The sequence below is a fragment of the Aliinostoc maniaoense genome, assembly GCF_058172895.1.
Genome location: NZ_CP187952.1, coordinates 4,852,936 through 4,872,391, shown reverse-complemented (window position 1 = coordinate 4,872,391; position 19,456 = coordinate 4,852,936). Strand labels below are relative to the sequence as shown.

21 protein-coding genes are annotated in these 19,456 nt (G+C 40.5%); 11 read left to right on the top strand and 10 right to left on the bottom strand.

Annotation, left to right across the window (positions count from 1 at the left end; genetic code table 11):
- Position 1: 1 nt before the first annotated feature.
- From ACPZ3T_RS21125 to ACPZ3T_RS21100, 6 genes are all read left to right on the top strand, one after another.
- Complete coding sequence (locus ACPZ3T_RS21125) at positions 2-760, top strand: PilN domain-containing protein (protein ID WP_490271419.1); 759 nt, start codon at positions 2-4, stop codon at positions 758-760.
- Positions 757-1,518, top strand: a complete 762-nt coding sequence (locus ACPZ3T_RS21120) for a pilus assembly protein PilO (protein ID WP_490271418.1) — start codon at positions 757-759, stop codon at positions 1,516-1,518. Before ACPZ3T_RS21125 ends, ACPZ3T_RS21120 begins: the two co-directional genes overlap by 4 nt.
- Before the next feature lie 108 nt (positions 1,519-1,626).
- Positions 1,627-4,062, top strand: a complete 2,436-nt coding sequence (locus ACPZ3T_RS21115; RefSeq protein WP_490271417.1) for an AMIN domain-containing protein — start codon at positions 1,627-1,629, stop codon at positions 4,060-4,062.
- Between the two features lie 423 nt (positions 4,063-4,485).
- Positions 4,486-5,130, top strand: a complete 645-nt coding sequence (locus ACPZ3T_RS21110; protein WP_490271416.1) for a Uma2 family endonuclease — start codon at positions 4,486-4,488, stop codon at positions 5,128-5,130.
- A gap of 212 nt (positions 5,131-5,342) precedes the next feature.
- Complete coding sequence (locus tag ACPZ3T_RS21105; RefSeq protein ID WP_490271415.1) at positions 5,343-5,984, top strand: Uma2 family endonuclease; 642 nt, start codon at positions 5,343-5,345, stop codon at positions 5,982-5,984.
- On the top strand, positions 5,985-6,185 hold the full coding sequence (locus ACPZ3T_RS21100; RefSeq protein WP_490271414.1) for a hypothetical protein: 201 nt from the start codon (positions 5,985-5,987) through the stop codon (positions 6,183-6,185).
- 2 nt (positions 6,186-6,187) lie between these two features.
- Here the strand turns inward: ACPZ3T_RS21100 and ACPZ3T_RS21095 are convergent, their stop codons facing one another.
- The 3 genes from ACPZ3T_RS21095 to ACPZ3T_RS21085 all read right to left on the bottom strand — a co-directional run bounded on the left by ACPZ3T_RS21095 (position 6,188) and on the right by ACPZ3T_RS21085 (position 10,104).
- Positions 6,188-7,528 carry a TldD/PmbA family protein gene (locus ACPZ3T_RS21095; protein WP_490271413.1) on the bottom strand — a complete coding sequence of 447 codons (1,341 nt, stop codon included), beginning with the start codon at positions 7,526-7,528 and terminating at the stop codon, positions 6,188-6,190.
- 128 nt (positions 7,529-7,656) lie between these two features.
- The gene (locus ACPZ3T_RS21090; protein ID WP_490271412.1) at positions 7,657-9,129 is read right to left on the bottom strand and encodes a TldD/PmbA family protein; all 1,473 of its coding nucleotides are present in this window, start codon (positions 9,127-9,129) and stop codon (positions 7,657-7,659) included.
- Between the two features lie 471 nt (positions 9,130-9,600).
- Positions 9,601-10,104, bottom strand: coding sequence for a DUF6174 domain-containing protein (locus tag ACPZ3T_RS21085; protein ID WP_490271411.1), 504 nt, complete (start codon positions 10,102-10,104; stop codon positions 9,601-9,603).
- Positions 10,105-10,577: 473 nt separating this feature from the next.
- Here ACPZ3T_RS21085 and ACPZ3T_RS21080 point away from each other — a divergent pair, with 473 nt between their 5' ends.
- The gene (locus tag ACPZ3T_RS21080; RefSeq protein ID WP_490271410.1) at positions 10,578-11,225 is read left to right on the top strand and encodes a hypothetical protein; all 648 of its coding nucleotides are present in this window, start codon (positions 10,578-10,580) and stop codon (positions 11,223-11,225) included.
- A 34-nt stretch (positions 11,226-11,259) separates the two neighbouring features.
- On the opposite strand, the gene ACPZ3T_RS21075 is transcribed toward ACPZ3T_RS21080, so the two are convergent.
- From ACPZ3T_RS21075 to ACPZ3T_RS21065, 3 genes are read right to left on the bottom strand one after another with little or no spacing between them, the layout of a single operon-like run.
- Positions 11,260-11,787 (bottom strand): GNAT family N-acetyltransferase, encoded by a 528-nt coding sequence (locus ACPZ3T_RS21075; protein ID WP_490271409.1) that lies wholly within the window; start codon positions 11,785-11,787, stop codon positions 11,260-11,262.
- A gap of 23 nt (positions 11,788-11,810) precedes the next feature.
- A complete protein-coding gene (locus ACPZ3T_RS21070) occupies positions 11,811-12,104 on the bottom strand; it encodes a TMEM165/GDT1 family protein (RefSeq protein WP_015138438.1) in 294 nt (97 codons plus the stop codon).
- A 35-nt stretch (positions 12,105-12,139) separates the two neighbouring features.
- Positions 12,140-12,559 carry a TMEM165/GDT1 family protein gene (locus tag ACPZ3T_RS21065; protein ID WP_490271408.1) on the bottom strand — a complete coding sequence of 140 codons (420 nt, stop codon included), beginning with the start codon at positions 12,557-12,559 and terminating at the stop codon, positions 12,140-12,142.
- 151 nt (positions 12,560-12,710) lie between these two features.
- On the opposite strand from ACPZ3T_RS21065, the gene ACPZ3T_RS21060 reads away from it, so the two are divergent.
- Positions 12,711-12,848 carry a YlcI/YnfO family protein gene (locus tag ACPZ3T_RS21060; protein ID WP_490271407.1) on the top strand — a complete coding sequence of 46 codons (138 nt, stop codon included), beginning with the start codon at positions 12,711-12,713 and terminating at the stop codon, positions 12,846-12,848.
- Between the two features lie 70 nt (positions 12,849-12,918).
- Here ACPZ3T_RS21060 and ACPZ3T_RS21055 read toward each other — a convergent pair whose 3' ends face one another.
- Positions 12,919-13,269 (bottom strand): YkgJ family cysteine cluster protein, encoded by a 351-nt coding sequence (locus tag ACPZ3T_RS21055; protein ID WP_490271406.1) that lies wholly within the window; start codon positions 13,267-13,269, stop codon positions 12,919-12,921.
- A gap of 126 nt (positions 13,270-13,395) precedes the next feature.
- Here ACPZ3T_RS21055 and psb30 point away from each other — a divergent pair, with 126 nt between their 5' ends.
- Entirely contained in the window at positions 13,396-13,518 is a 123-nt protein-coding gene (psb30, locus tag ACPZ3T_RS21050; protein WP_490271405.1) for a photosystem II reaction center protein Ycf12/Psb30, read from the top strand.
- Between the two features lie 37 nt (positions 13,519-13,555).
- On the opposite strand, the gene ACPZ3T_RS21045 is transcribed toward psb30, so the two are convergent.
- The 3 genes from ACPZ3T_RS21045 to ACPZ3T_RS21035 all read right to left on the bottom strand — a co-directional run bounded on the left by ACPZ3T_RS21045 (position 13,556) and on the right by ACPZ3T_RS21035 (position 16,535).
- Positions 13,556-15,700, bottom strand: coding sequence for a single-stranded-DNA-specific exonuclease RecJ (locus ACPZ3T_RS21045; protein WP_490271404.1), 2,145 nt, complete (start codon positions 15,698-15,700; stop codon positions 13,556-13,558).
- Positions 15,701-15,802: 102 nt separating this feature from the next.
- The gene (locus tag ACPZ3T_RS21040) at positions 15,803-16,099 is read right to left on the bottom strand and encodes an antibiotic biosynthesis monooxygenase family protein (protein WP_490271403.1); all 297 of its coding nucleotides are present in this window, start codon (positions 16,097-16,099) and stop codon (positions 15,803-15,805) included.
- Between the two features lie 10 nt (positions 16,100-16,109).
- On the bottom strand, positions 16,110-16,535 hold the full coding sequence (locus ACPZ3T_RS21035; protein WP_490277305.1) for a hypothetical protein: 426 nt from the start codon (positions 16,533-16,535) through the stop codon (positions 16,110-16,112).
- 115 nt (positions 16,536-16,650) lie between these two features.
- Between ACPZ3T_RS21035 and ACPZ3T_RS21030 the strand changes: the two genes are divergently transcribed.
- Positions 16,651-17,400 carry a hypothetical protein gene (locus ACPZ3T_RS21030; protein WP_490271402.1) on the top strand — a complete coding sequence of 250 codons (750 nt, stop codon included), beginning with the start codon at positions 16,651-16,653 and terminating at the stop codon, positions 17,398-17,400.
- A 1,717-nt stretch (positions 17,401-19,117) separates the two neighbouring features.
- On the top strand, positions 19,118-19,393 hold the full coding sequence (locus ACPZ3T_RS21025; RefSeq protein ID WP_490271401.1) for a hypothetical protein: 276 nt from the start codon (positions 19,118-19,120) through the stop codon (positions 19,391-19,393).
- Positions 19,394-19,456: the final 63 nt, after the last annotated feature.

Genomic DNA, 19,456 nt, shown 5'->3' with positions numbered 1-19,456 from the left:
AATGTACAGTTTAGATATTAACTTTCTCAAAGACCGTCCAGCTTACCAACCGAAACTGGATAAAAAGTCAGGCATTAAACTACCAACTGGGAACTTCACACCAGTGTATATAGGGGTGACATTGGGAGTAGGGTTGCCATTGTTGGTAGGAGGGGGATTGTGGTTTTTGCAAGCCAAAACTGGTGAGTTAGAGCAGGCGATCGCTCAATTAGAAGCAGAAAGTCAAAAATTAGACACAGAAATCGGTAATATCAACAAAATTAAGGAACAGACAAAGACCGTCAAAGCCGAAACCCAAAGTCTAGTCACCGTATTTGACCAAATTCGGCCTTGGTCAGCCATGTTAGAAGATTTGCGCGATCGCATTCCCCCAACAGTCCAGATTGAAAATGTCAAACAAATTCCACCCAGCACCGCCGCAGGAGGAAAACCCGCAAACCCCGCCGGTGGTATAGAAATCACTGGTTTAGCCCGCTCCTTTGACAATGTGAACGACTTTTTACTCAGTTTGCAACAGTCCCGGTTCTTAAAATCTTCTGACAGCCGAATTGTTACAGCTACTTTAGTAGATGCACCAGTACAAACAACATCTCGTAGTGGTGTAACAATTAAACCACCCCAAGTAGTTAAATATACAATTCAATCCAGTCTCAGTGATGTTCCAGCCTCTGAATTAATTCGGGAATTAGAGCAAAAAGGCACAGTGGGACTAGTAACCCGGATTCGTACCATGCAAAAAACAGGAGTCATTACACGATGACGCTGAGTGAAGATTTAAATTTTGCCGAACACGCCGCCAACGTAGATTCAGCACCCAATTATCCCGTTGCTTTTGGCATCACCTTTACACCCAAAATCATTGGGATTGTAGTAGGGGTTGTAGGCCTGGCAGGAGCTATGTATATGTTACTCAATATGGTCATGCCAGCTTGGGACACCTATCAACAAAAACAAGGCAAAAGCAACGAACTCCAAGGACAAATCCAGCAGAAACAGGCCACAATCAAACAGATTGGTAAAGTTAAAGAAGAATTAGCCCAAGCAAAACAGCAAAAACAACAGGTTTTAGCTTTATTCTCTGACGAAAAAACCTTAAATACCCTACTTTTGGATATCAACCGTTTAGTAGACTCTAGTAGTTCTGCCACACCTGCCAATGCAGTCAGAGCCAAACTGCAAAAATTTGTACCAGCGACAGATAAACCAGAAATCGTTACTGATGGTTCTCTAGGAGCAGCCGTTGACGGTAAGCTCAAACGCACTAGCGTCAATGTTGAGATTATTGGTACTTATGAACAAACCCAATCTATTATTCGGAATATAGAACGTTTACAACCATTACTAATAGTTAAAGACTATCAATCATCATTAGCAAACATACAATCTACAGATAAATCCGGGAAACCTCTACGGAGGGTAGGGCCTGCACCAATTACCACATCTTTTCAACTACAAGCATTAATACCCCTGAGTCCAGAAGATGTAGCGGCGGCAGCTCAAGCAGCGAGTAAGAAGTGATTCGTAATTCGTAATTCGTAATTCGCAATTCGTAATTCGTAATTACTTTGACTCTTTCCTATTACCTTTTTCAATTTTGCAGATATTTTGTTATGTGAGGAATGAACTGTGAAACAGGTTCATGGTAATAATTTTATTTTGGGTGCGGCTGCATTATCTTTTTTGGCAGCACAACCAGTATCAGCACAAATTACACAAGTTAATGAAGTCAAGTTAGACTCCGTTAATGGTGGAATTAGTGTAACTTTAAAAACTTCTAGCGGCTCGCGTCCACAAGTTTTTACAACGAAGCGGGGTAAGGCTTTAGTTTCCGATATTATTAATACCCAATTACGTTTAAAACAAGGTAATAATTTCCGCCAAGAAAAACCCGCTCCAGGAATTGCTTCTGTTGAAGTTGTGCAACTTGATGCTAATAGTATCCGGGTGATAGTCACTGGTGATAATGATGCGCCTGGTAGTCAACCTGTGGTAAGAAAATCAGATGCAATTACCCTCGGCTATACTCCATCAACCGGAACAACAGCATCAGCACCAATTACCCCCCAACCATCAACACCTACAACTCCACCTGCGGCTACACAACCCCCTGGGGCTATGGTTGCTCAACCGGGTGCAGTCCCCAATGTGCTTGTACCCAACCCAGAAATCACCATTGATGGTAGACCAGCAAAACCTGCTGGTATCGGTCAACCTGTGAGCCAAGCACCGCCTCTTTTACCCAGAGCCGTCGCCCCACCTGTTGGGGATATTGCGATTTCTGCAACTGATGCGTCTCCTAGCACTATAGATTTAGGTACTCAGGAGCGTGTACCTCGTCTCGTCTTGCGGGATGCACCAGTACGGGAGGTTTTATCACTGCTGGCTCGTGCGGCTAATCTCAACTTGGCTTATATAGATGGTGATAAAAAAGAGGGGCAAACAGTTCAACAAACTATTTCTCTGGATGTAGAAAACGAGCCGGTGCAAGATGTGTTTAACTATGTCTTGCGCCTGAGTGGTTTGGAAGCTAATCGGAGTAATAGGACGATTTTTGTTGGGCCGAAACTACCTAATTCAACGCGTGATACTGTCATGCGAACTGTAAGACTTAATCAAGTAAATGTCGGAGTAGCTCTTAACTATTTAGTTGGTTTGGGAGCAGAAAGTGCTGTCATTCAGGAGCGATTAGTTACTGTAACAAAAAATACTGGCGACCTAAAAGCAGGGTCACAACAAACCGAATCAACCTCGTCTAGAGAAACTACTGTTCAAACTCAACGTGCTGATTTTAAGGACTCAACCCCTTTACTTAGAGGCTTACAAGCATTAGGAGATGAGCGAACCAATTCACTAACTTTGATTGGCAATTCCAAGTTAGTTGATATCGCAATATCTCAACTTACCTCTCTTGATATACGTCGTCGTCAAGTAGCAGTTAATGTCAAAATTATTGATGTTAATTTATTAAACACTCAGAACGCTAATACTAGTTTTTCTTTTGGAATAGGCAATAACTTCTTTGTCAATGATAACGGTGCGGCTGCTTTTAACTTTGGTGGAGGTAGACCTGCTACGAGTGCTGAAGCAAGAAACAGTGTGACTAGTACACCAGTCATTACAAATCCTGTTACTGGACAACCTTTCTTAGATCCTAATAGTACCGTATCTATTCCTGGAACTAGCCCAGGTACTGTAGTTGTAGACCCAAACGGTAACATTACTAGAGTTGCAAATCCAGGGGCTGCTGACTTCTACAAACCTGTTGCACCTAGTGGCGACCCTTTACAGCCAGGTTTTTCTGATATTACTCCAGCAACAGATAATATTATTACCAGAAATGCTGATGGAACAACAACTATTACACAAGGGACTCTAGGTACAGCAACTACATCTTTACCGACTTTATTCCAATTCCCTAAACGCTTGCTTGCTAGTTTGCAGGCACAAGTCACAAGTGGTAATGCTAAGATTTTGACTGACCCTACATTAATTGTTCAAGAAGGTCAAGAGGCCACTGTCAATCTAACGCAAGAAGTAGTTGGAAACATTAAGAGTGAAACAACTCGTGGTGATGGCACTTCTACACAAACAGTTACAGCTGAAAAAACTGATGTTGGGTTAAGGTTAGCAGTCAAAGTTGAGCGTATTGATGACAATGGTTTTGTATCTTTATCGGTAGCTCCAACGGTTGCATCTCCTCAAGCTCCAGCACAAATTAATTTAGGCAATGGTAGCAGCCAACAAATATTTTTGGTTTCTAAACGCTTTCTAAGTTCTGGTTTGATTCGATTGCGAGATGGTCAGACGTTGATATTATCAGGTATTATTCAAGACCAAGATCGAGTAAGTGTATCTAAGATTCCTATCTTGGGCGACCTGCCACTGATTGGTTCACTGTTTAGAACAACTAATAGATCCAATCAACGAAATGAGGTAATTGTATTACTTACACCTCAAATTATGGATGATTCGCAAAACTCTACTTACGGCTATAACTACACACCTAGCCCACAGGTGCGGCAAATGCTTGAGCGTCGCGGTTTGGGTACACCTAAACGATAATTCGTAATTCGTAATTCACGTTTATGAATTAAAATCTTGTGAATACCTAGATATTTGTAGGGGCGGGTTCACCCAGGGAAAGAGTTAATCTTTCTTGATGTTTGTTAACCCGCCCCTACTATTTATTGCATAGAAGGTTGTTCTAATTTAACGTGAGTTCCACCCCTGCAAGGAGAGAGGCTTTAAAACCTTGATTTTTCCTTGATATATCATCCTTTTTACTCCCCTCTCCGTGTCGGAGAGGGGTTGGGGGAGAGGTGAGAAAAGACTTGTCGAATCATTAGCTGTAAACCCCTGCCCCCTGCAATGTGCAAATTAAATGTCCAACAGCTTATATTATCAGTTGGCGATCGCAAGCAAACCAACTATTGCAAAATATGGCAAACTCTTGGTATCAGCCAATATCCTGGGGAGAAATCAACTATGGTGGCGATAACACACCCAGCAGAAACTAGAAGTTTACTTCACAACATCAGCTGGCAAACTTTTAAAACTATGCTCCTGGAGATGGGTACAGAGCGCAGTTCCCGACTGGCTTACGACAATGGAATAGTAGAAATTATGTCCCCACTCATGCCACACGAAAACTCTAACCGTCTCATAGAGGTATTTGTCGGTGTTCTGTGTGAAGAATTTGGTTTAGAAATTAAACGTTCTGGTTCTTTGACTTTAACGCGGGATGATTTAGAACGGGGAGCAGAGCCAGATAGTAGCTACTATATTCAAAATGAAGCCTTAGTCAGAAATAAAGAAAATATTGACTTAGCCACTGACCCACCGCCTGATTTAGTGCTAGAAGTAGAATATTCACGTTCTGCAATAGACAAATTGAAGCTATATGCAGCGATGGGAGTTCCTGAGTTTTGGCGTTATAACGGCACTACATTAAGAATTTATCAACTTACAGACGGACAATATTCAGAAGTTCCAATGAGTATAACTTTTGCACCTGTGCCGGTGCGGGAAATTCCCCAATTTATATTAGCAGCTAAACAAAATGGCGAAGTTTCTACTACTCGTGCTTTTCGTGCTTGGGTAAAGGGAAAACTTTCCTCGGTGGATAAGTAAGTAGAACGACTTGAAAAAACCAAACTATATAAAGTAATGTAAAAAAATTGCATTTAGTTCGTAGTAAGGACTAAAGTCCTTACTACAAACCTTTAATTATTTACACCGTTCTACTTAGTTAAACACATAAGATCCTCGCTATAACGCGGGTTTTTGTTTAAAATGTTGAACCGATTAGAAATATCAGCCAATATCCTGGGGAGAAATCAACTATGGTGGCGATAACACACCCAGCAGAAACTAGAAGTTTACTCCACAACATCAGCTGGCAAACTTTTAAAACTATGCTCCTGGAGATGGGTACAGAGCGCAGTTCCCGACTGGCTTACGACAATGGAATAGTAGAAATTATGTCCCCACTCATGCCACACGAAAACTCTAACCGTTTAATAGAAGGTTTTGTGTTTGCCCTATGTGAAGAATTTGGTTTAGAAATTAAACGTTCTGGTTCTTTGACTTTAACGCGGGATGATTTAGAACGGGGAGCAGAGCCAGATAGTAGCTACTATATTCAAAATGAAGCCTTAGTCAGAAATAAAGAAAATATTGACTTAGCCACTGACCCACCGCCTGATTTGGTGCTAGAAGTGGAATATTCCCGTTCTGCAATAGACAAATTAAAGCTATATGCAGCGATGGGAGTTCCTGAGTTTTGGCGTTATAACGGCACTACATTAAGAATTTATCAACTTACAGACGGACAATATTCAGAAGTTCCAATGAGTATAACTTTTGCACCTGTGCCGGTGCGGGAAATTCCCCAATTTATATTAGCAGCTAAACAAAATGGGGAAGTTTCTACTACTCGTGCTTTTCGTGCTTGGGTAAAGGAGAAACTTGCACAGCAGTCTTAGTTGGTAGGGCAGGGAGCAGGGGGCAGGGAGCAGGGAGCAGGGGGCAGGGGGCAGGGGGCAGGGGGCAGGGGGAGACAAGGGAGACAAGGGAGACAAGGGAGACAAGGGAGACAAGGTAGAAATATTTACCCCAATGCCCAATGCCCAATGCCCAATGCCCAATGCCCAATTACGAATTACGAATTACGAATTACGAATTAGTTTCATTCGCCAGTAATGGAGAGTCCATCAACCCAAATTCTCGGAGCAACACCACCGGGTGTTAACTCCACTTCTTTTTCTACGTGAATAATTGATTTCAACAATTGCAAGAAATCACCTGCAACGGTTGCTGATTCAATGCTGGTTTTCTCACCTTTGTTAATTAACCAACCATCAAAGGGCAAAGAAAATGAACCTTGTAATGATTTTACACCAGCGTGGAGAGCGTGTAAATCATCAACTAAAATCACGTTTTCAGCCGTTTCTAAACTCAATTCTTGTTCAGAACTTGCGCCAGCAAACACATGATAAAAGTTGGGGCCAACACTCACTTTTGCACCAATACTAGCATTACCTGTTGGTTGAGCATTTAACCTTTTGGCAGTGCCAGCACTATGTAGAAAACTAGTTAAAATGCCATTTTCTATTAATTTTACTTGCCTGGTTGGAGTACCTTCACCATCAAAAGTTTCTGCACCTATATTAGCTGGGTGCAAGGCATCATCATAGACACAAATTAAAGGTGAAGCAATTTGTTTACCTAAGTCTTCAGGAGTAGATAAGCTTTGTTTATCTAGAATACTTTGGGCATTAAACAAATTAGAAAATGCACCTAAAAGACTTAAAAAAGCCTCTGGTGAAAAAACTACTTGATATTTACCAGTTTTAACTTTTTCGTAGTTCAAATGACTGATGGTTTTTTCAGCAGTTTCTTGGATACAACCATCAATATCTAAATCGGCTAAACTGCGGTTGACTCGATAAGCTCCTGCGCTGCGGGGTTTTTTACCTTCTTGCTCGGTTTTACTATATAGATAAACAGAAGAGAAAGACACAGAATCTTGTCTCAAAGCACCATCACTATTGAGATAAAACCGATCAATATCTCTTTGTGCCAAACCATTATAAGGTACTCCGATAATGGCTGTATGAGCGGCTAGTAATTCTTTTTCAGCTAGTAATAGTTTTTCGATCAGTTCCGATACAGGGGCTTGGGGTGCTTTGTCATCAAGTGTTTTAGCCAGTGGTGCGGTAGCTTCTGGGCTAAAATCTGGGACGTGTTCTTTCACACCAAAAAAACTAGCTTCGTAAGCGGTTTTTAAAGCTAATTCTAAGCCTTGAGGATCTACATCAGTGGTACTAGTGACACCAATTGTATTGTCTTCATTCCAAACACGCACAGTAACACCAGAGCGATTTGAGGCTTTGACTTGTTTTGGTTCACCTTGGTCAACTTGGACACTGGTTTCATCTACAGTTGAGCCGTAAATGTCAAATTTTTTGATGCCAAGTTTTTGGGCATTATCCTTGGCGTAATTTGCTATTTCACTGATCTTCGGCATAATAATTCAATATTGAAATTGAGAGCAGTTTTTAGTTTTCGCGGGAGATTTCACAAAGAGGACTTCAGTCATCACAATTAATGAGGACTAAAGTCCTGACTACGAACAAATTGAAAATCTAAAATTGTTTAGCGTCCACCGACGGTAATAGAATCTACTTTGATGTGGGGTTGTCCTACGGTTGTGTAGATACTGCCACTGACAGAACCACAAAAACCTGGTGCAAGTTCTAAATCTTGGGAACACATAGAAATTTTGTTCATAATTTCCTTGGCTTCACCGATGAGGGTAGCACCCTTGAGTGGCTTGGTAATTTTGCCATTTTCAATGAGATAGGCTTCATCGACACTAAAGTTAAATTGACCAGTTGCACCGACGCTACCACCGCCCATTTTTTTACAGTAAATGCCTTTATCGACGGAGGCAAATACATCTTCTACTGTGTAATCACCAGTAGCGATATAAGTATTACGCATCCGGCTGGCAGCAGCGAAGGTGTAATTTTGGCGGCGGCCGCTACCGGTTCTGGGGTGTCCAGTCCGCGAAGAACCGGTTCTATCGGCTAGGAAGTTCTTGAGAACACCTTTTTCAATTAATAGTGTTCTTTGGGCAGGCATACCTTCGTCATCCATGTCAATTGTGCCGAAAGCATTGTCTGCTCGTCCTTCATCCCAAGCTGTGAGACTTTCATGGGCAATTTTTTCGCCTTTTTTATCAGCAAAGGGTGAGGTGTTGCGTTCAATTTGGGTAGTTTCTAATAGGTGTCCGCAGGCTTCATGGAAAATTACACCACCAAAGTGATTGGCCATGATGATGGGGTAATTTCCTGATTCTACATAGTCGGCGTAGAGCATTTTACCGGCAGATTCGGCGATTTGCTCGGCTGCTTGTTGATAGTCCCAAGTTCTCAGGAAGTTGGCATCACTGGTATTACCAGCACGTTCACCGATGGAGGCGCGGTTAGCACCGTCAGCACACAGCAGGTTAAAACCTACAGACTGAGTCAGGCGGATATCACGGGCAAAAGTGCCATCGCTGGCTGCAACTAATACTTCTTGCCAATCACGGAAGTAGCTGGCGCGGCGAGACTGGACATGGTTGGCTTTGCGATTGAGGTAGGCAGTACCATCAAGGAGAACTTCTCCCATTTCGCGGATAGAACTGCATAGAGGTAGCCACCCATCCTTACCGCGTTTTGTGGCGTAGTCTCGCAGTAATTCGAGGTTAATTTCTGGGATAAAAGCGTTGGGGGCTGGTAGTTGTAGGCCTAAGATGGAAAGACCTTTTTCTAAGGCTGCTTTTAAGCCAGAAAATGATAGGTCATTGGTACTGACGTAGCAGTCGGCTTTACCACGAAATATTCTAACTCCTGCACCTGTAGATAAACTGGGTGAAATGCTGGTAATTGTGTCGTCTTCTGCCAAACTAGAAATATAGTTGCGGCGTTCTAAAAAGACTTCGATAAAGTCTGCACCAGCAGCACGTCCTAAACCGAGAAGGGTAGCTAGAGGTGCTTCCCAAGTTTCATCGAATCGTTCTGCTGTGGAAGAGTATTGGAGGTTGGGGAGTTGATTAGAGAGAAGGAGGGTACTTGTAAGCATGAATAGCCTCGTCTGCTGGCGTTATCAGAATATTTGACTGAAAAAATCCCGGTGTGTTAACTCTAGCAAATTTACCCAAGGGAGATGTTGATGGAATTTTGGGGAATGACCGTACTATTTTGAAAAAGGGTGTAGGGGTGTAGGGGTGTAGGGGTGTAGGGGTGTGGGGGTGTGGGGGTTTAGGGGTTTAGGGGTTTAGGGGAAAGGCTTTTAGGGGGGTAGGTGTCAATTCAAACTAGTCAGGACTTATGCAAGTGTCAGAATCGTTGGTTGGTGCGTGACGCTATCAGTCTTATTACTACGTTCAAATACTATCGCAGCCTCACACACCCTACATAGAAAATATGTTAGTTGCGTCAGTTGTAATGCTATTAATTATGTTTTTAATAGAAGTATCTCCCACTTCTTCAAAAATTTAAGTGGGAGATATGAAAATCAATAATGATTGATATTTTTATGGTTAAATACTAATTATTGAATTACCTGAAAGTTCTCAATTGTCAGAAATATCTCTTCATCGGCTATTTGAGCATTGTAATCTATGTTAATTTGAGTAGGATAACCATATCTATGATTATATTGTACATCTAATCTGAATGCTTGGCGTTTAATAGCATCTTCAATGACGTTAAACAGTTTAGGGATGGTATTGTATCTTTGGAAAAATTGCGGATCAACTGCTTGGCCAGTCTCCACAGAAGTTACAGAAACAGTTTGTCGATTACGAACTTCGATTACTACTGGGCCTCTAGCATCAGGTATACAAAAACAACTATTACTTAAGGTATAACGATAGTTAGAAAAATTTTGTTTGTTCCATAATCTCTCATTAAATTTTAATTGTCTTAATTCTAATTTACGGTTATTACCAAATGTCACCTGTGCTAGTTCTACAGTAGTAGATTGAGACATGACTGGTAAATTTAAACCTACACAGAGCAGCAATCCGGCGGTAATAATAATGGGTAAACGCATATAATTTCTTTGCTGGCTAAATTTGATATGTGAGTATGTTTTGATTAAGTTTTAGTAAATGTATTTATAGTTTCTACCCTATTGTTTAAATTTATTTTATTTTTTGATTAAAGTTACTAAGCGATCGCGCCATCAGGTTCAGTTCAGGTTATTAGTGATAAGACACAGACCCAAAAGCTTTAGGTGCGTTACGGCTTACGCCTAATATACACTACATATACTACATATACTTTATATTTTCTTGGCTGGAAACAGCTTGTTTATTTTTTGTATAAAAAATAACTTTTATTTTCCTGGTAAGAATCAAAGCGATCGCCTGAAATATACGGACATAAGTATTAAAACTTGTTAAAAACGGCAACAACATCAACCTCTGAGATATCGATTGGATTAGGTGCAAATACAGTCAAACAGTAGATGATAGAAACAAAAAAATATCCACCATAGTCAAATATGGTGAGGAGTAAAAAATTATGCAACTAAAACTGAAGAATATTGTGACGACATCTGTTTTCACTGTGGCATCAATTGGTAGTGCGATCGCTACTATCGATCTATTCATGCCACAGCCAGCAGCCTTTGCTAGAGACTCGTTAGGAGAATGTATTCAAGAGTTGAGAGACTATGGTGTTTCTACACGGGAGGCGGCAAATATTTGTAGAAACCGACGAGATACAAATCGGGATGACGACAGACGAGATCGAGATGATTGGGATCGTAATAGAGATAGAAGAGGTAGAGATCGGTATATAGAATTACGTCCTAGGTCTGGACGAAGTTCAGGAGGATTTTGGCGTTATTATGCTCCTAACGTACCTGATGATGCTATGTACCGAGCGGGTTGTCAACGTATTTCTAGGGATGATTGGCGTTGTAATGCACCGAGAATCCGTGTGCGAGTGAGAGATAGAGATGAATGGAGAGATAATTCACGCCGAGACAATCGGGTAGAGTATATAGAGCTACGTGCTAGGTCTGGCCCTACCCTGGAAGGACGTTGGCGTTATTCTGCTCCTGGTGTGCCTGATGATGCTATGCGAAGAGCTGGTTGTGAAAAGATTTCTAGGGATGATTGGCGTTGTGCTACACGTACAATTCGAGTCCAAGTAATTCGTAGGTGAAAATTCGGTATAAGTTGAGGTTGACTGTCAACTCTCAACCCTGACGATAAAAATCTTCCTGGTTGATGCTATACACTAAAGCTTCTGCACCCAGAAGAGCGATCGCACTTTGCAATTTTTCACCTAATTTTTCAGCTACCCGCCTAGAAGCTTGATTTTCTGGGCGGATTAAGCTGATTAACTCGGTTATTCCCCAATTTTCAAAGCCATAAGCCATTGCCGCCTTTGCACCTTCGGTAGCATAGCCCAAGCCCCAAAATTGTCGCCGCAAAGACCAGCCAATTTCTAGTCCCGGCCAGTTTTCTGGTTGCCAATAGCCAATTCTACCAATCATTTCGCCACTGGATTTTTCTTCAACCGCCCACATTCCATAACCCCGCAATTGCCAATGTCCCAGCATCATCGCCAGATTGCGCCATGATTCTTCACGGGATAAAGGTTTACCGTAACCGATGTAACGCACAACTTCGGGATCACCGCACATATCGGCGTAAGCGTCAAAGTCTTGCTGATTAAATGCCCTTAAAATTAAGCGGGGTGTAGAAAGTTGGGGAATTAGCATTACGGTTGCAGATTTTCTGGAATCTATTCAGATTCTAAGGATTCTTCGTTATTAAAGAACAGTAGACGAACAGCGAGAATAGCAAAACCTACAGCCGCGATCGCTTTTAATAACCGGGTAGGTAATACCTCTGCGACTGCACCCCCAGCCAATGCACCTAAGAAACTAGCTAAGAGTAACGCTGCCGCACTACCAAAGAATACCGCACGCACAGATTGACCACGACCAGAAAGTGCGATCGCGGCTAACTGGCTTTTGTCGCCTAATTCAGATATGAAAACTGTAATAAAACTCAGTCCTAAAAGATGCCAATCCATAATTTTGGGGTTAGGGGTTAGGGGAATAGGGAAAATTAACCTTGTAATACATCCCAGAACAGCATGACGGAGACTAACAGCAACATGACTCCGGCTGATTTGTCTAAGGCTTTGGGACTGAGTTGTTTAGAAATCCAACTTCCTAACAGTACACCTAATAAACTGGTGGTGATCAGTGCAGCCGCAGAACCGAGAAAGACTACCCAGGGTGCATGAGATTCTGCACTCATTAATAAGGTAGATAGCTGGGTTTTATCGCCAATTTCCGCGAGAAAAATAGTAATAAATGTAGTGCCAAAAACAACTATGGGTGAGTCCTGCTTTTTCTGACTGTCAGCACTAGCTACAGGCTGAATCGTTTCAATGGTTGTAGGTTCGGTACTTGCTGTTAGTTCTGGCTGGCTTGCAGATGCAGATAAGCCAGTTAGGATTACAGGTGCAGAGTCAAGTTTCACAGGCAGTAGTTTTGTTACTAGAGATTTTTCATATTCTTCTCATTTTCTCAGATGATTGTAATAAATTGCAACTCTACTGCAAAAATGCAACTTTCTTATGACATAGAGTAATAAAAACAAGCTATACCATTACTCAGTTGCAGTGAATATTATGGAAACTGAAGATTTAACAATCCGTTTTCCGTTGGAACTACTTGCCAAAGCTAAAAAAGTTAAGGAAACTAACGAATCTTTCAATGATTTAGTCGTTAAAGCTTTGGAATCTGAAATTAAACGGAGGAGAAGATGAAGAAAGAAGTGACTAGAGCTTTGTGCCTAGATACCAGTCTTTGAAAGATTAAAATCAACTTAACATAACTTTAAATCCCGACCGCTTTATCGAAACGTAGCATTTCTAAGCTTCTGTCACCGTAGACCCCTTCAATTTGTTGACGACAGCAGTCTATAGCAAAATCATTGAGTTCTTCTGGTTCAATACCATACATATCCTCAAATATGGTTGGTTCTACACGGCAAAAGCGGGGACGATTGGCGTAAATGCGGCATTCTCTTGTGTCATGGTCAAAGTTAATGCACCAACCGCCCTCACCCACCATACTCATGTATAATTCCAATTCTGCCGGTGTGAGATAATCTTCTATTTCGGGACGATCTGCTGGGTCAAGGTTGCAGCAAGCTCCACATTGTTTCACACATTGCCATGTTGCCATTTTATGTTTTTTCCTATACTTTTATTAAGTAAATTAAATATCACTGGCGATTCCCAGATATCATTGATTGCGGGTATTGCAACTGAGTAATTAAATTTTTAAGACCATTGGGAGGAATGAAAAAAGATGTTTGATGCTATTGCTAACATTAATTGGGAAGTGATTTTCCAGCTAACCTCTGTTGCATTAATTGTTTTGGCTGGGCCTGCTGTGATTTTTGTCCTGGCTTTCCGCAACGGCAACCTTTAGGAGTGCTGAGTGCTGAGTTAGTTTGCAATTTTCAGACTCAAGACTCAGCACTTAAGTTTGATAAGGCTTGAATTGCAGCTTGAATAATACAATCATACTGGGGTAATGATACATCAACTTCTAGGGCATCTTCACGACTAGTCCCTAGTAAACCGATTTTACTCCCTGGTTGCATCATTAACACTTTACCCTCAGAGTTTTTGATTCTTAACTCTGGGGGTGAAATGTTTTGATAAATCCCACAGGTATATTGACGCTGGTTGTAATGGAAGCTAGTTCTTAAAGGTTTCGGGGAAGGTTGATAAAAAAGTTGCAATGGTGAATCCTTAGCAAGTCTGACTCCTACCAACTCCATCTCAATGGTAGTGTTACCGTTAAAGTGATTTTCGCGCAATTTGTAAGCTATATCTAATGGTGAAGGTAGAGGAAAGTAATCACGCCACCGCCAAGCGATCGCTTTTATTCTATACTCTTGCTGATTGATATTTTGGCTGAGGGTGAGTTTAATATGACCTTTGCCAACAATTTTCTGCTCAACAACTCTCACGTTAGCTGTCCAAAATACGGGATCTGGGTTATCAATACCGCAGGGATGGAGGGTGTCTAGTTGTTGGTAAAGTTCTGGGTTGATTTGATTAAAATTCGCCTGAGCATCGATTTGCAGTAATGGCTTGAGGTGTTGGGGTTCAAGACATTGGTTAGCGAACTCACATAAACGCGATCGCAACACGTCTAAATTCTCAGCAGGTAAAGAAAATCCGCCGGCGGCTTTGTGTCCCCCGAACTTTCCTAGTAAATCTTGGCAATATTCCAATGCTTCAAAGACATGAAATTCCGGTATTCCTCTGGCTGAACCGCGAATGTGCGTCTCATTTTCGTAAGTACCGATAAATACAGGTACGCCGTAACGTTCAACTAAACGAGAAGCGACTATTCCAATTACACCATGATGCCAATTGGGTTGGACAACCACTAAAACCCTGTCTTGTGTAAGAGAGGCGATGAATTGAGTTTCTACAAATGCGATCGCTTCTTGCTCGATTTGCTCACATAATTGTTGACGGGTAGTGTTGACTTGTTCGCATTGGATAGCTCGCGCCAGTGCCAATGACATATCATCTGTAGTCAGTAATTCAATCACCGTCTGGGGATCACCAATGCGTCCAATTGCGTTAATGCGAGGGCCAAGGCGGAAACCTATGTCTTCTGGTTTGAGCGACTGGGCATTGGGCATTGGGAATTGGGCATTGGGAATTGGGGAAGAAGATTTCTCCCCTGCACCCTGCTCCCCTGCCCCCTGCCCCCTGCCCCCTGCCCCCTTAGCCTGCACTCCCCCTACCTGAATCAAAGCCTGCACCCCTGGTAGTTGGGATTTGGGTAAGAGCTTCAAGCCGCGTTTTACCCAGCGACGGTTAACGCCGGTTAAGGGTGCTAAATCTGCGATCGTTCCCAGGGTGAAAAGTGCTAGCATCGGCTGAATTAAGCCTTTAGTGTTGCCTAGTTTTTGCGCTAAAGACACCGCTAAGATATAGGCTACACCTACACCCGCAATTCCCCGATAGGGTGAGGTTTCGGCTATCAGTTTGGGATTTAAGATGGCGTTGGCTGGGGGTAATTTTTGGGGGATGTCGTGGTGATCTGTAATAATTACTGTTAAACCCAGTTCTCTGGCTCTGGCTATGGGTTCAAAAGCCGAAATGCCATTATCTACAGTTAAAATTAACTCTACACCTTCACTCTTGAACTCTTCCACAATTCTTTGATTAATCCCATAACCTTCGTGCATCCGGCTGGGTATGGCGTAATCTACCTGCGCGCCTAAACTGCGAAGACTCCGCCACAGTAAAGCGGTGCTAGTCATGCCATCGGCATCATAATCACCACAGATGGCTATTTTACTTTGAGAGGCGATCGCATCTGCCAACAATTCCACACTCAACCCCAAATCAGGGAATTGTGCTAAAGGTGACGGTAAATCAAGAGATTCGGGGTTTAAAAAGGCTTGTGCTTGTTCTAGGCTTTCAATGCCACGATTAATCAGCAATTGGCTGACAATTGGTGATAGATGCGTTGCTAATGCCAATTCTGCGGCAAATTCCGGCTTTTGCGGGTAAATTTGCCAACGCTGATTGGGTAAACGTCTAGAATTTTGCGATCGTTCTGGTAAAGGTCGAGCTAGCATTGAGCTATTGGCTATCAGCCATTAAATATAAACACATAATTAAAGAGGTGAAGCTTATATTAGCTTGACCCCTTTGCTTACTTCAAAAATCTTACCAAACCTTTACTTTATTAGAATCGGTTCAAAGTGTTCTACCGTGGGAAATGGCTCATAAAAATGGTGCAGGAGTTGTTTCCATTGCTGATATTCAGGAGAATTTCTAAAACCGATGGTATGTGCTTCTAAATTCGTCCATTTTACCAGTAATAAATACTTACCTCTTACCTCTAGACATTTGTGCAGTTCATGGGAAATGTAACCATTCATCGATGCAATAATGTTTGAGGCTTCCTGAAAAGCACTTTCAAAGTCTTGCTCCATGCCATGTTTAACATAGAGCATTACGGCTTCCAAAATCATAATGTTCGGTTTAAAACACACTGACGCGTCCATCATTAAGTATATAAAGAGAGCGATCGCCTGGATAACGCCAAGTGGGACGAATCTCTACGCGTAATGTGGCAAAATTGGGCTTAGAAACAACTGCTTGTAATGCTAATCCTGTCTTATCCCAAAATACTAAGGAAAGATTCGGCTGTTTACCGTCTTCCTGCGGGAATTGTAATTTTTGGCCTGGTTGCAGAGGAATAGTCTTAGAACCTGCAATTTTTTGTAGTTCTATTAAATTAGAAGTGTTATTAACTACTTCTAAACGGATACGTTGACCAGGTGTAAACTGAAGGGGACGCGAGCCACACCTAGAGGCACAAGTTCCCGCTAAACTAGTGTGAGTATCACCTATTGATGTTAATAACACAGTAGCGGCTGCTAATACAACTGGCAAATTTTTCAACATAAGCCATCGGATAAATACTGATGCCATATAGTAGCCGATCACAATATTATTCACCCTCAGCAAATCTGAGGTATTGGGAATTGGGTAATTTTGTACTTTGAAATTTTAATTGCTTATGACAGTTGCAATATATACCAAATTATCTGAGACAGTTGGGCAACATTGGCATACAGCACAAGATTTTGCTCATCAAAAAATTGCATCGTGGACTAATTCAGCCGAGATTTTTCGGCAATCTGTACAAGAAACTGCCACCACAACAACTGATCATACTATTGATGCAGTCACACAAACAATTAACGAAAGTTGGCAAACTGCTGAACAGCTTCAGAATATAACATCACAAGCTATTCAAACATCATTATTAAATCCCACAGCAGGTATTAATTCTGCTGTTAATGATTGGTTGATACAGCACCCGACATTGTTGCGTTTACTGCAAATATTAGATTGGTCAGCTAACCATCCTATTATTAGTTTAGTAGTATTATTATTTGCTTTAACTTTAATTTGGAGTATTGTCAAAGCAATTATGCGCTTGATTGAACAAGCCAGTTGGTCAATTCTGCAAGTTCCTTTAAAATTAATTCAAGCTGTACTTAAATTTAGCTTTTTCTCTTTAGTTAAATTTTTCAGTGTAGTTTTCAGAAAATCAAACAATCAGGACATACCGACCAAAAATTTAGTTTTAATTGAGCAAAATCATCAAAATATTTACCCAGAAAAGCAGCAAAGATTAGCAGAAATCGCCATGAGATTAGAAGCAATTAACAAAGAACAAAAAGAACTTTTACAAGAAGCTTCTAATTTAATTGCTCAGGATAATATGGGGATAAAAATTCCAGAAGTAATCCGTAATTCCTAATGCAATGGACTGACACACCTAAAATTTGGCAATATAAAATAGCAAAAAATTTGTAGTAGTGTGTCTAGTCTAATTTGTTAGTTTTAATATTTAATTATAGGACTAGTATTTGATTTCTGAAAAAATCTAAGTATGTGTAGCCGTAACGCACCACAGGCCTGGGTGCTAGGTGTTGTACTCTTGCTGCTAACACAACGGCAATATTGCAGGAGGAAAATCCACACTGCAATTTGCCTCCGCTACATATCTGTTCAATAATTAAATATGATTCCTATATCATGATTACATTTTAGATTTTCAATTTGAATCAACCCAACATTTTCAGCTTACCCAGTAGTTTGGGAAGCCATCGCTAATGTTTGTAGTGAGGACTTTAGTCCTCAAAAAAAGACTGTACTACTTTGAAAATTCTTGATATTGGCTCAACACCAAATCAAATTCTTATATAATATAAACGTAATTATAACTTTTCCTTGAATTGTCGATACTATGTATATAGTTGTTATAACTACCATAGGAAACTGATGTGTTTACTACATTATTGATTCCATAATAAAAATTATTTATTGCTAGGTAAATTTTGCCGCCTGAGATGTTTTCTAGTTGTGCTGAGTCGAGGATATGTGTAAATCCTTGATTCAGTAAAAACAAGTCATTAATTACTATTTTATTCATAAGACTACAATTTTTAATTCATTGCTGTGAACTGTTTTTCAGATTTTGATATTCTGCTGTAAAAAAGAGTACAAGAATCATATTAATTCAATTTAGATGTTTAAAATTTAATGTTTTGGATGTCAATTCAAGAATAAAATCATGTTTTTATAGTATTTCTGATGATTATTATACAACATTAACGTGATTATAACTACTTCTTGAATTATCTATACTCTCTATATGGTCATTATATCTACTAGAGTAAACTTTTGTGTTTGTCAAATTATTAACTCCATAATAGAAGTTATTTAATTCCATGTAAAGTTGTCCACCTAATATGGTTTTTAAATTGACCGAATCGAGAGTTTGATAAAAATCTCTGTTGGTTAATAATAGATCATGAATTACTATGCTACTCATTAATATCTCACCTATAAAAATCAGATTGTCAATAATTTAATTATATCTAATTGAAGTCAGAGCATTAGAAGTTTTTTAGACTTAATAATAAAAATATGGTTTGCTTTCTATGATGAATTATAGTACAAAATGACTTATCGGCAGATATTTACAGGACTTAAGCAAGTATCAGGATAAATGATTGGTGCGTGACGCTATAAGTCTCATGAATAAGGTTAAAGATTTTCCCAAATTCACACAACGAGAATAAAAGACTTTATAAAGACTTAATTCCATAAAATACGTCTGAAAAGTAACTTGTATTGAAGTTATTTGTAAAAATAAAATGCTGCAAAAATCGCCAAATCTTACAGATTTAGGTAATGATTTATCTCCACAAATAAGCCTAAACTAACTTTCAAAGCCACTAAAAAATATAGCTATTAAACCAATTCGTAATGGACTAAATTCCTGCTACGCTCTGAGCGCAGCTATGCCGCAGGCTTTACGCAATTCGTTTTTCCGTGTTGTAATGGGTATTTAGACTTCCCAACAACACTTGTGTCTTGATAGCAGCCGGGGAATTAAACCCTTAAATTACGTTAAGTAAGTTTATCAGACACAAAAATTGCACTTTTATCCTCATTCTGAAAATAAGGTAATGCGTAAAAAAAACATTTATGACTTCCTGATAACTGACGTGAGTATTTTTTTCTATGAAATGCCTTCTGTACAAGCTGAAAGTGTAATTGGAGGTAATACTGTTGTTGATTTAAGCACCGTTCATGATGGTATTAATAATATTTCAACGACATCTCCGCGTCTGGTAGGGATAGACGATAATAAACTTTTTACTTTCGATTTTTCCCGCCTTACTATTAACTGGGTAATTGTGCTTTCTGAAACCGAAGCAATGCTCCTACGGTGGCTCATGTAAGCAGACATTAAAAACTTTTAAATCACAACAGTCAATAGTTGTAGTTACTAACTGCCTTTGAGG

Coding starts and splice junctions, on each gene's coding strand:
- ACPZ3T_RS21125 (WP_490271419.1), top strand. CDS start 2: ATGTACAGTTTAGATATTAACTTTCTCAAAGACCGTCCAGCTTACCAA.
- ACPZ3T_RS21120 (WP_490271418.1), top strand. CDS start 757: ATGACGCTGAGTGAAGATTTAAATTTTGCCGAACACGCCGCCAACGTA.
- ACPZ3T_RS21110 (WP_490271416.1), top strand. CDS start 4,486: ATGGTGGCGATAACACACCCAGCAGAAACTAGAAGTTTACTTCACAAC.
- ACPZ3T_RS21105 (WP_490271415.1), top strand. CDS start 5,343: ATGGTGGCGATAACACACCCAGCAGAAACTAGAAGTTTACTCCACAAC.
- ACPZ3T_RS21095 (WP_490271413.1), bottom strand. CDS start 7,528: ATGCCGAAGATCAGTGAAATAGCAAATTACGCCAAGGATAATGCCCAA.
- ACPZ3T_RS21090 (WP_490271412.1), bottom strand. CDS start 9,129: ATGCTTACAAGTACCCTCCTTCTCTCTAATCAACTCCCCAACCTCCAA.
- ACPZ3T_RS21085 (WP_490271411.1), bottom strand. CDS start 10,104: ATGCGTTTACCCATTATTATTACCGCCGGATTGCTGCTCTGTGTAGGT.
- ACPZ3T_RS21080 (WP_490271410.1), top strand. CDS start 10,578: ATGCAACTAAAACTGAAGAATATTGTGACGACATCTGTTTTCACTGTG.
- ACPZ3T_RS21075 (WP_490271409.1), bottom strand. CDS start 11,787: ATGCTAATTCCCCAACTTTCTACACCCCGCTTAATTTTAAGGGCATTT.
- ACPZ3T_RS21070 (WP_015138438.1), bottom strand. CDS start 12,104: ATGGATTGGCATCTTTTAGGACTGAGTTTTATTACAGTTTTCATATCT.
- ACPZ3T_RS21060 (WP_490271407.1), top strand. CDS start 12,711: ATGGAAACTGAAGATTTAACAATCCGTTTTCCGTTGGAACTACTTGCC.
- ACPZ3T_RS21055 (WP_490271406.1), bottom strand. CDS start 13,269: ATGGCAACATGGCAATGTGTGAAACAATGTGGAGCTTGCTGCAACCTT.
- psb30 (WP_490271405.1), top strand. CDS start 13,396: ATGTTTGATGCTATTGCTAACATTAATTGGGAAGTGATTTTCCAGCTA.
- ACPZ3T_RS21045 (WP_490271404.1), bottom strand. CDS start 15,700: ATGCTAGCTCGACCTTTACCAGAACGATCGCAAAATTCTAGACGTTTA.
- ACPZ3T_RS21040 (WP_490271403.1), bottom strand. CDS start 16,099: ATGATTTTGGAAGCCGTAATGCTCTATGTTAAACATGGCATGGAGCAA.
- ACPZ3T_RS21035 (WP_490277305.1), bottom strand. CDS start 16,535: ATGTTGAAAAATTTGCCAGTTGTATTAGCAGCCGCTACTGTGTTATTA.
- ACPZ3T_RS21030 (WP_490271402.1), top strand. CDS start 16,651: ATGACAGTTGCAATATATACCAAATTATCTGAGACAGTTGGGCAACAT.
- ACPZ3T_RS21025 (WP_490271401.1), top strand. CDS start 19,118: ATGCGTAAAAAAAACATTTATGACTTCCTGATAACTGACGTGAGTATT.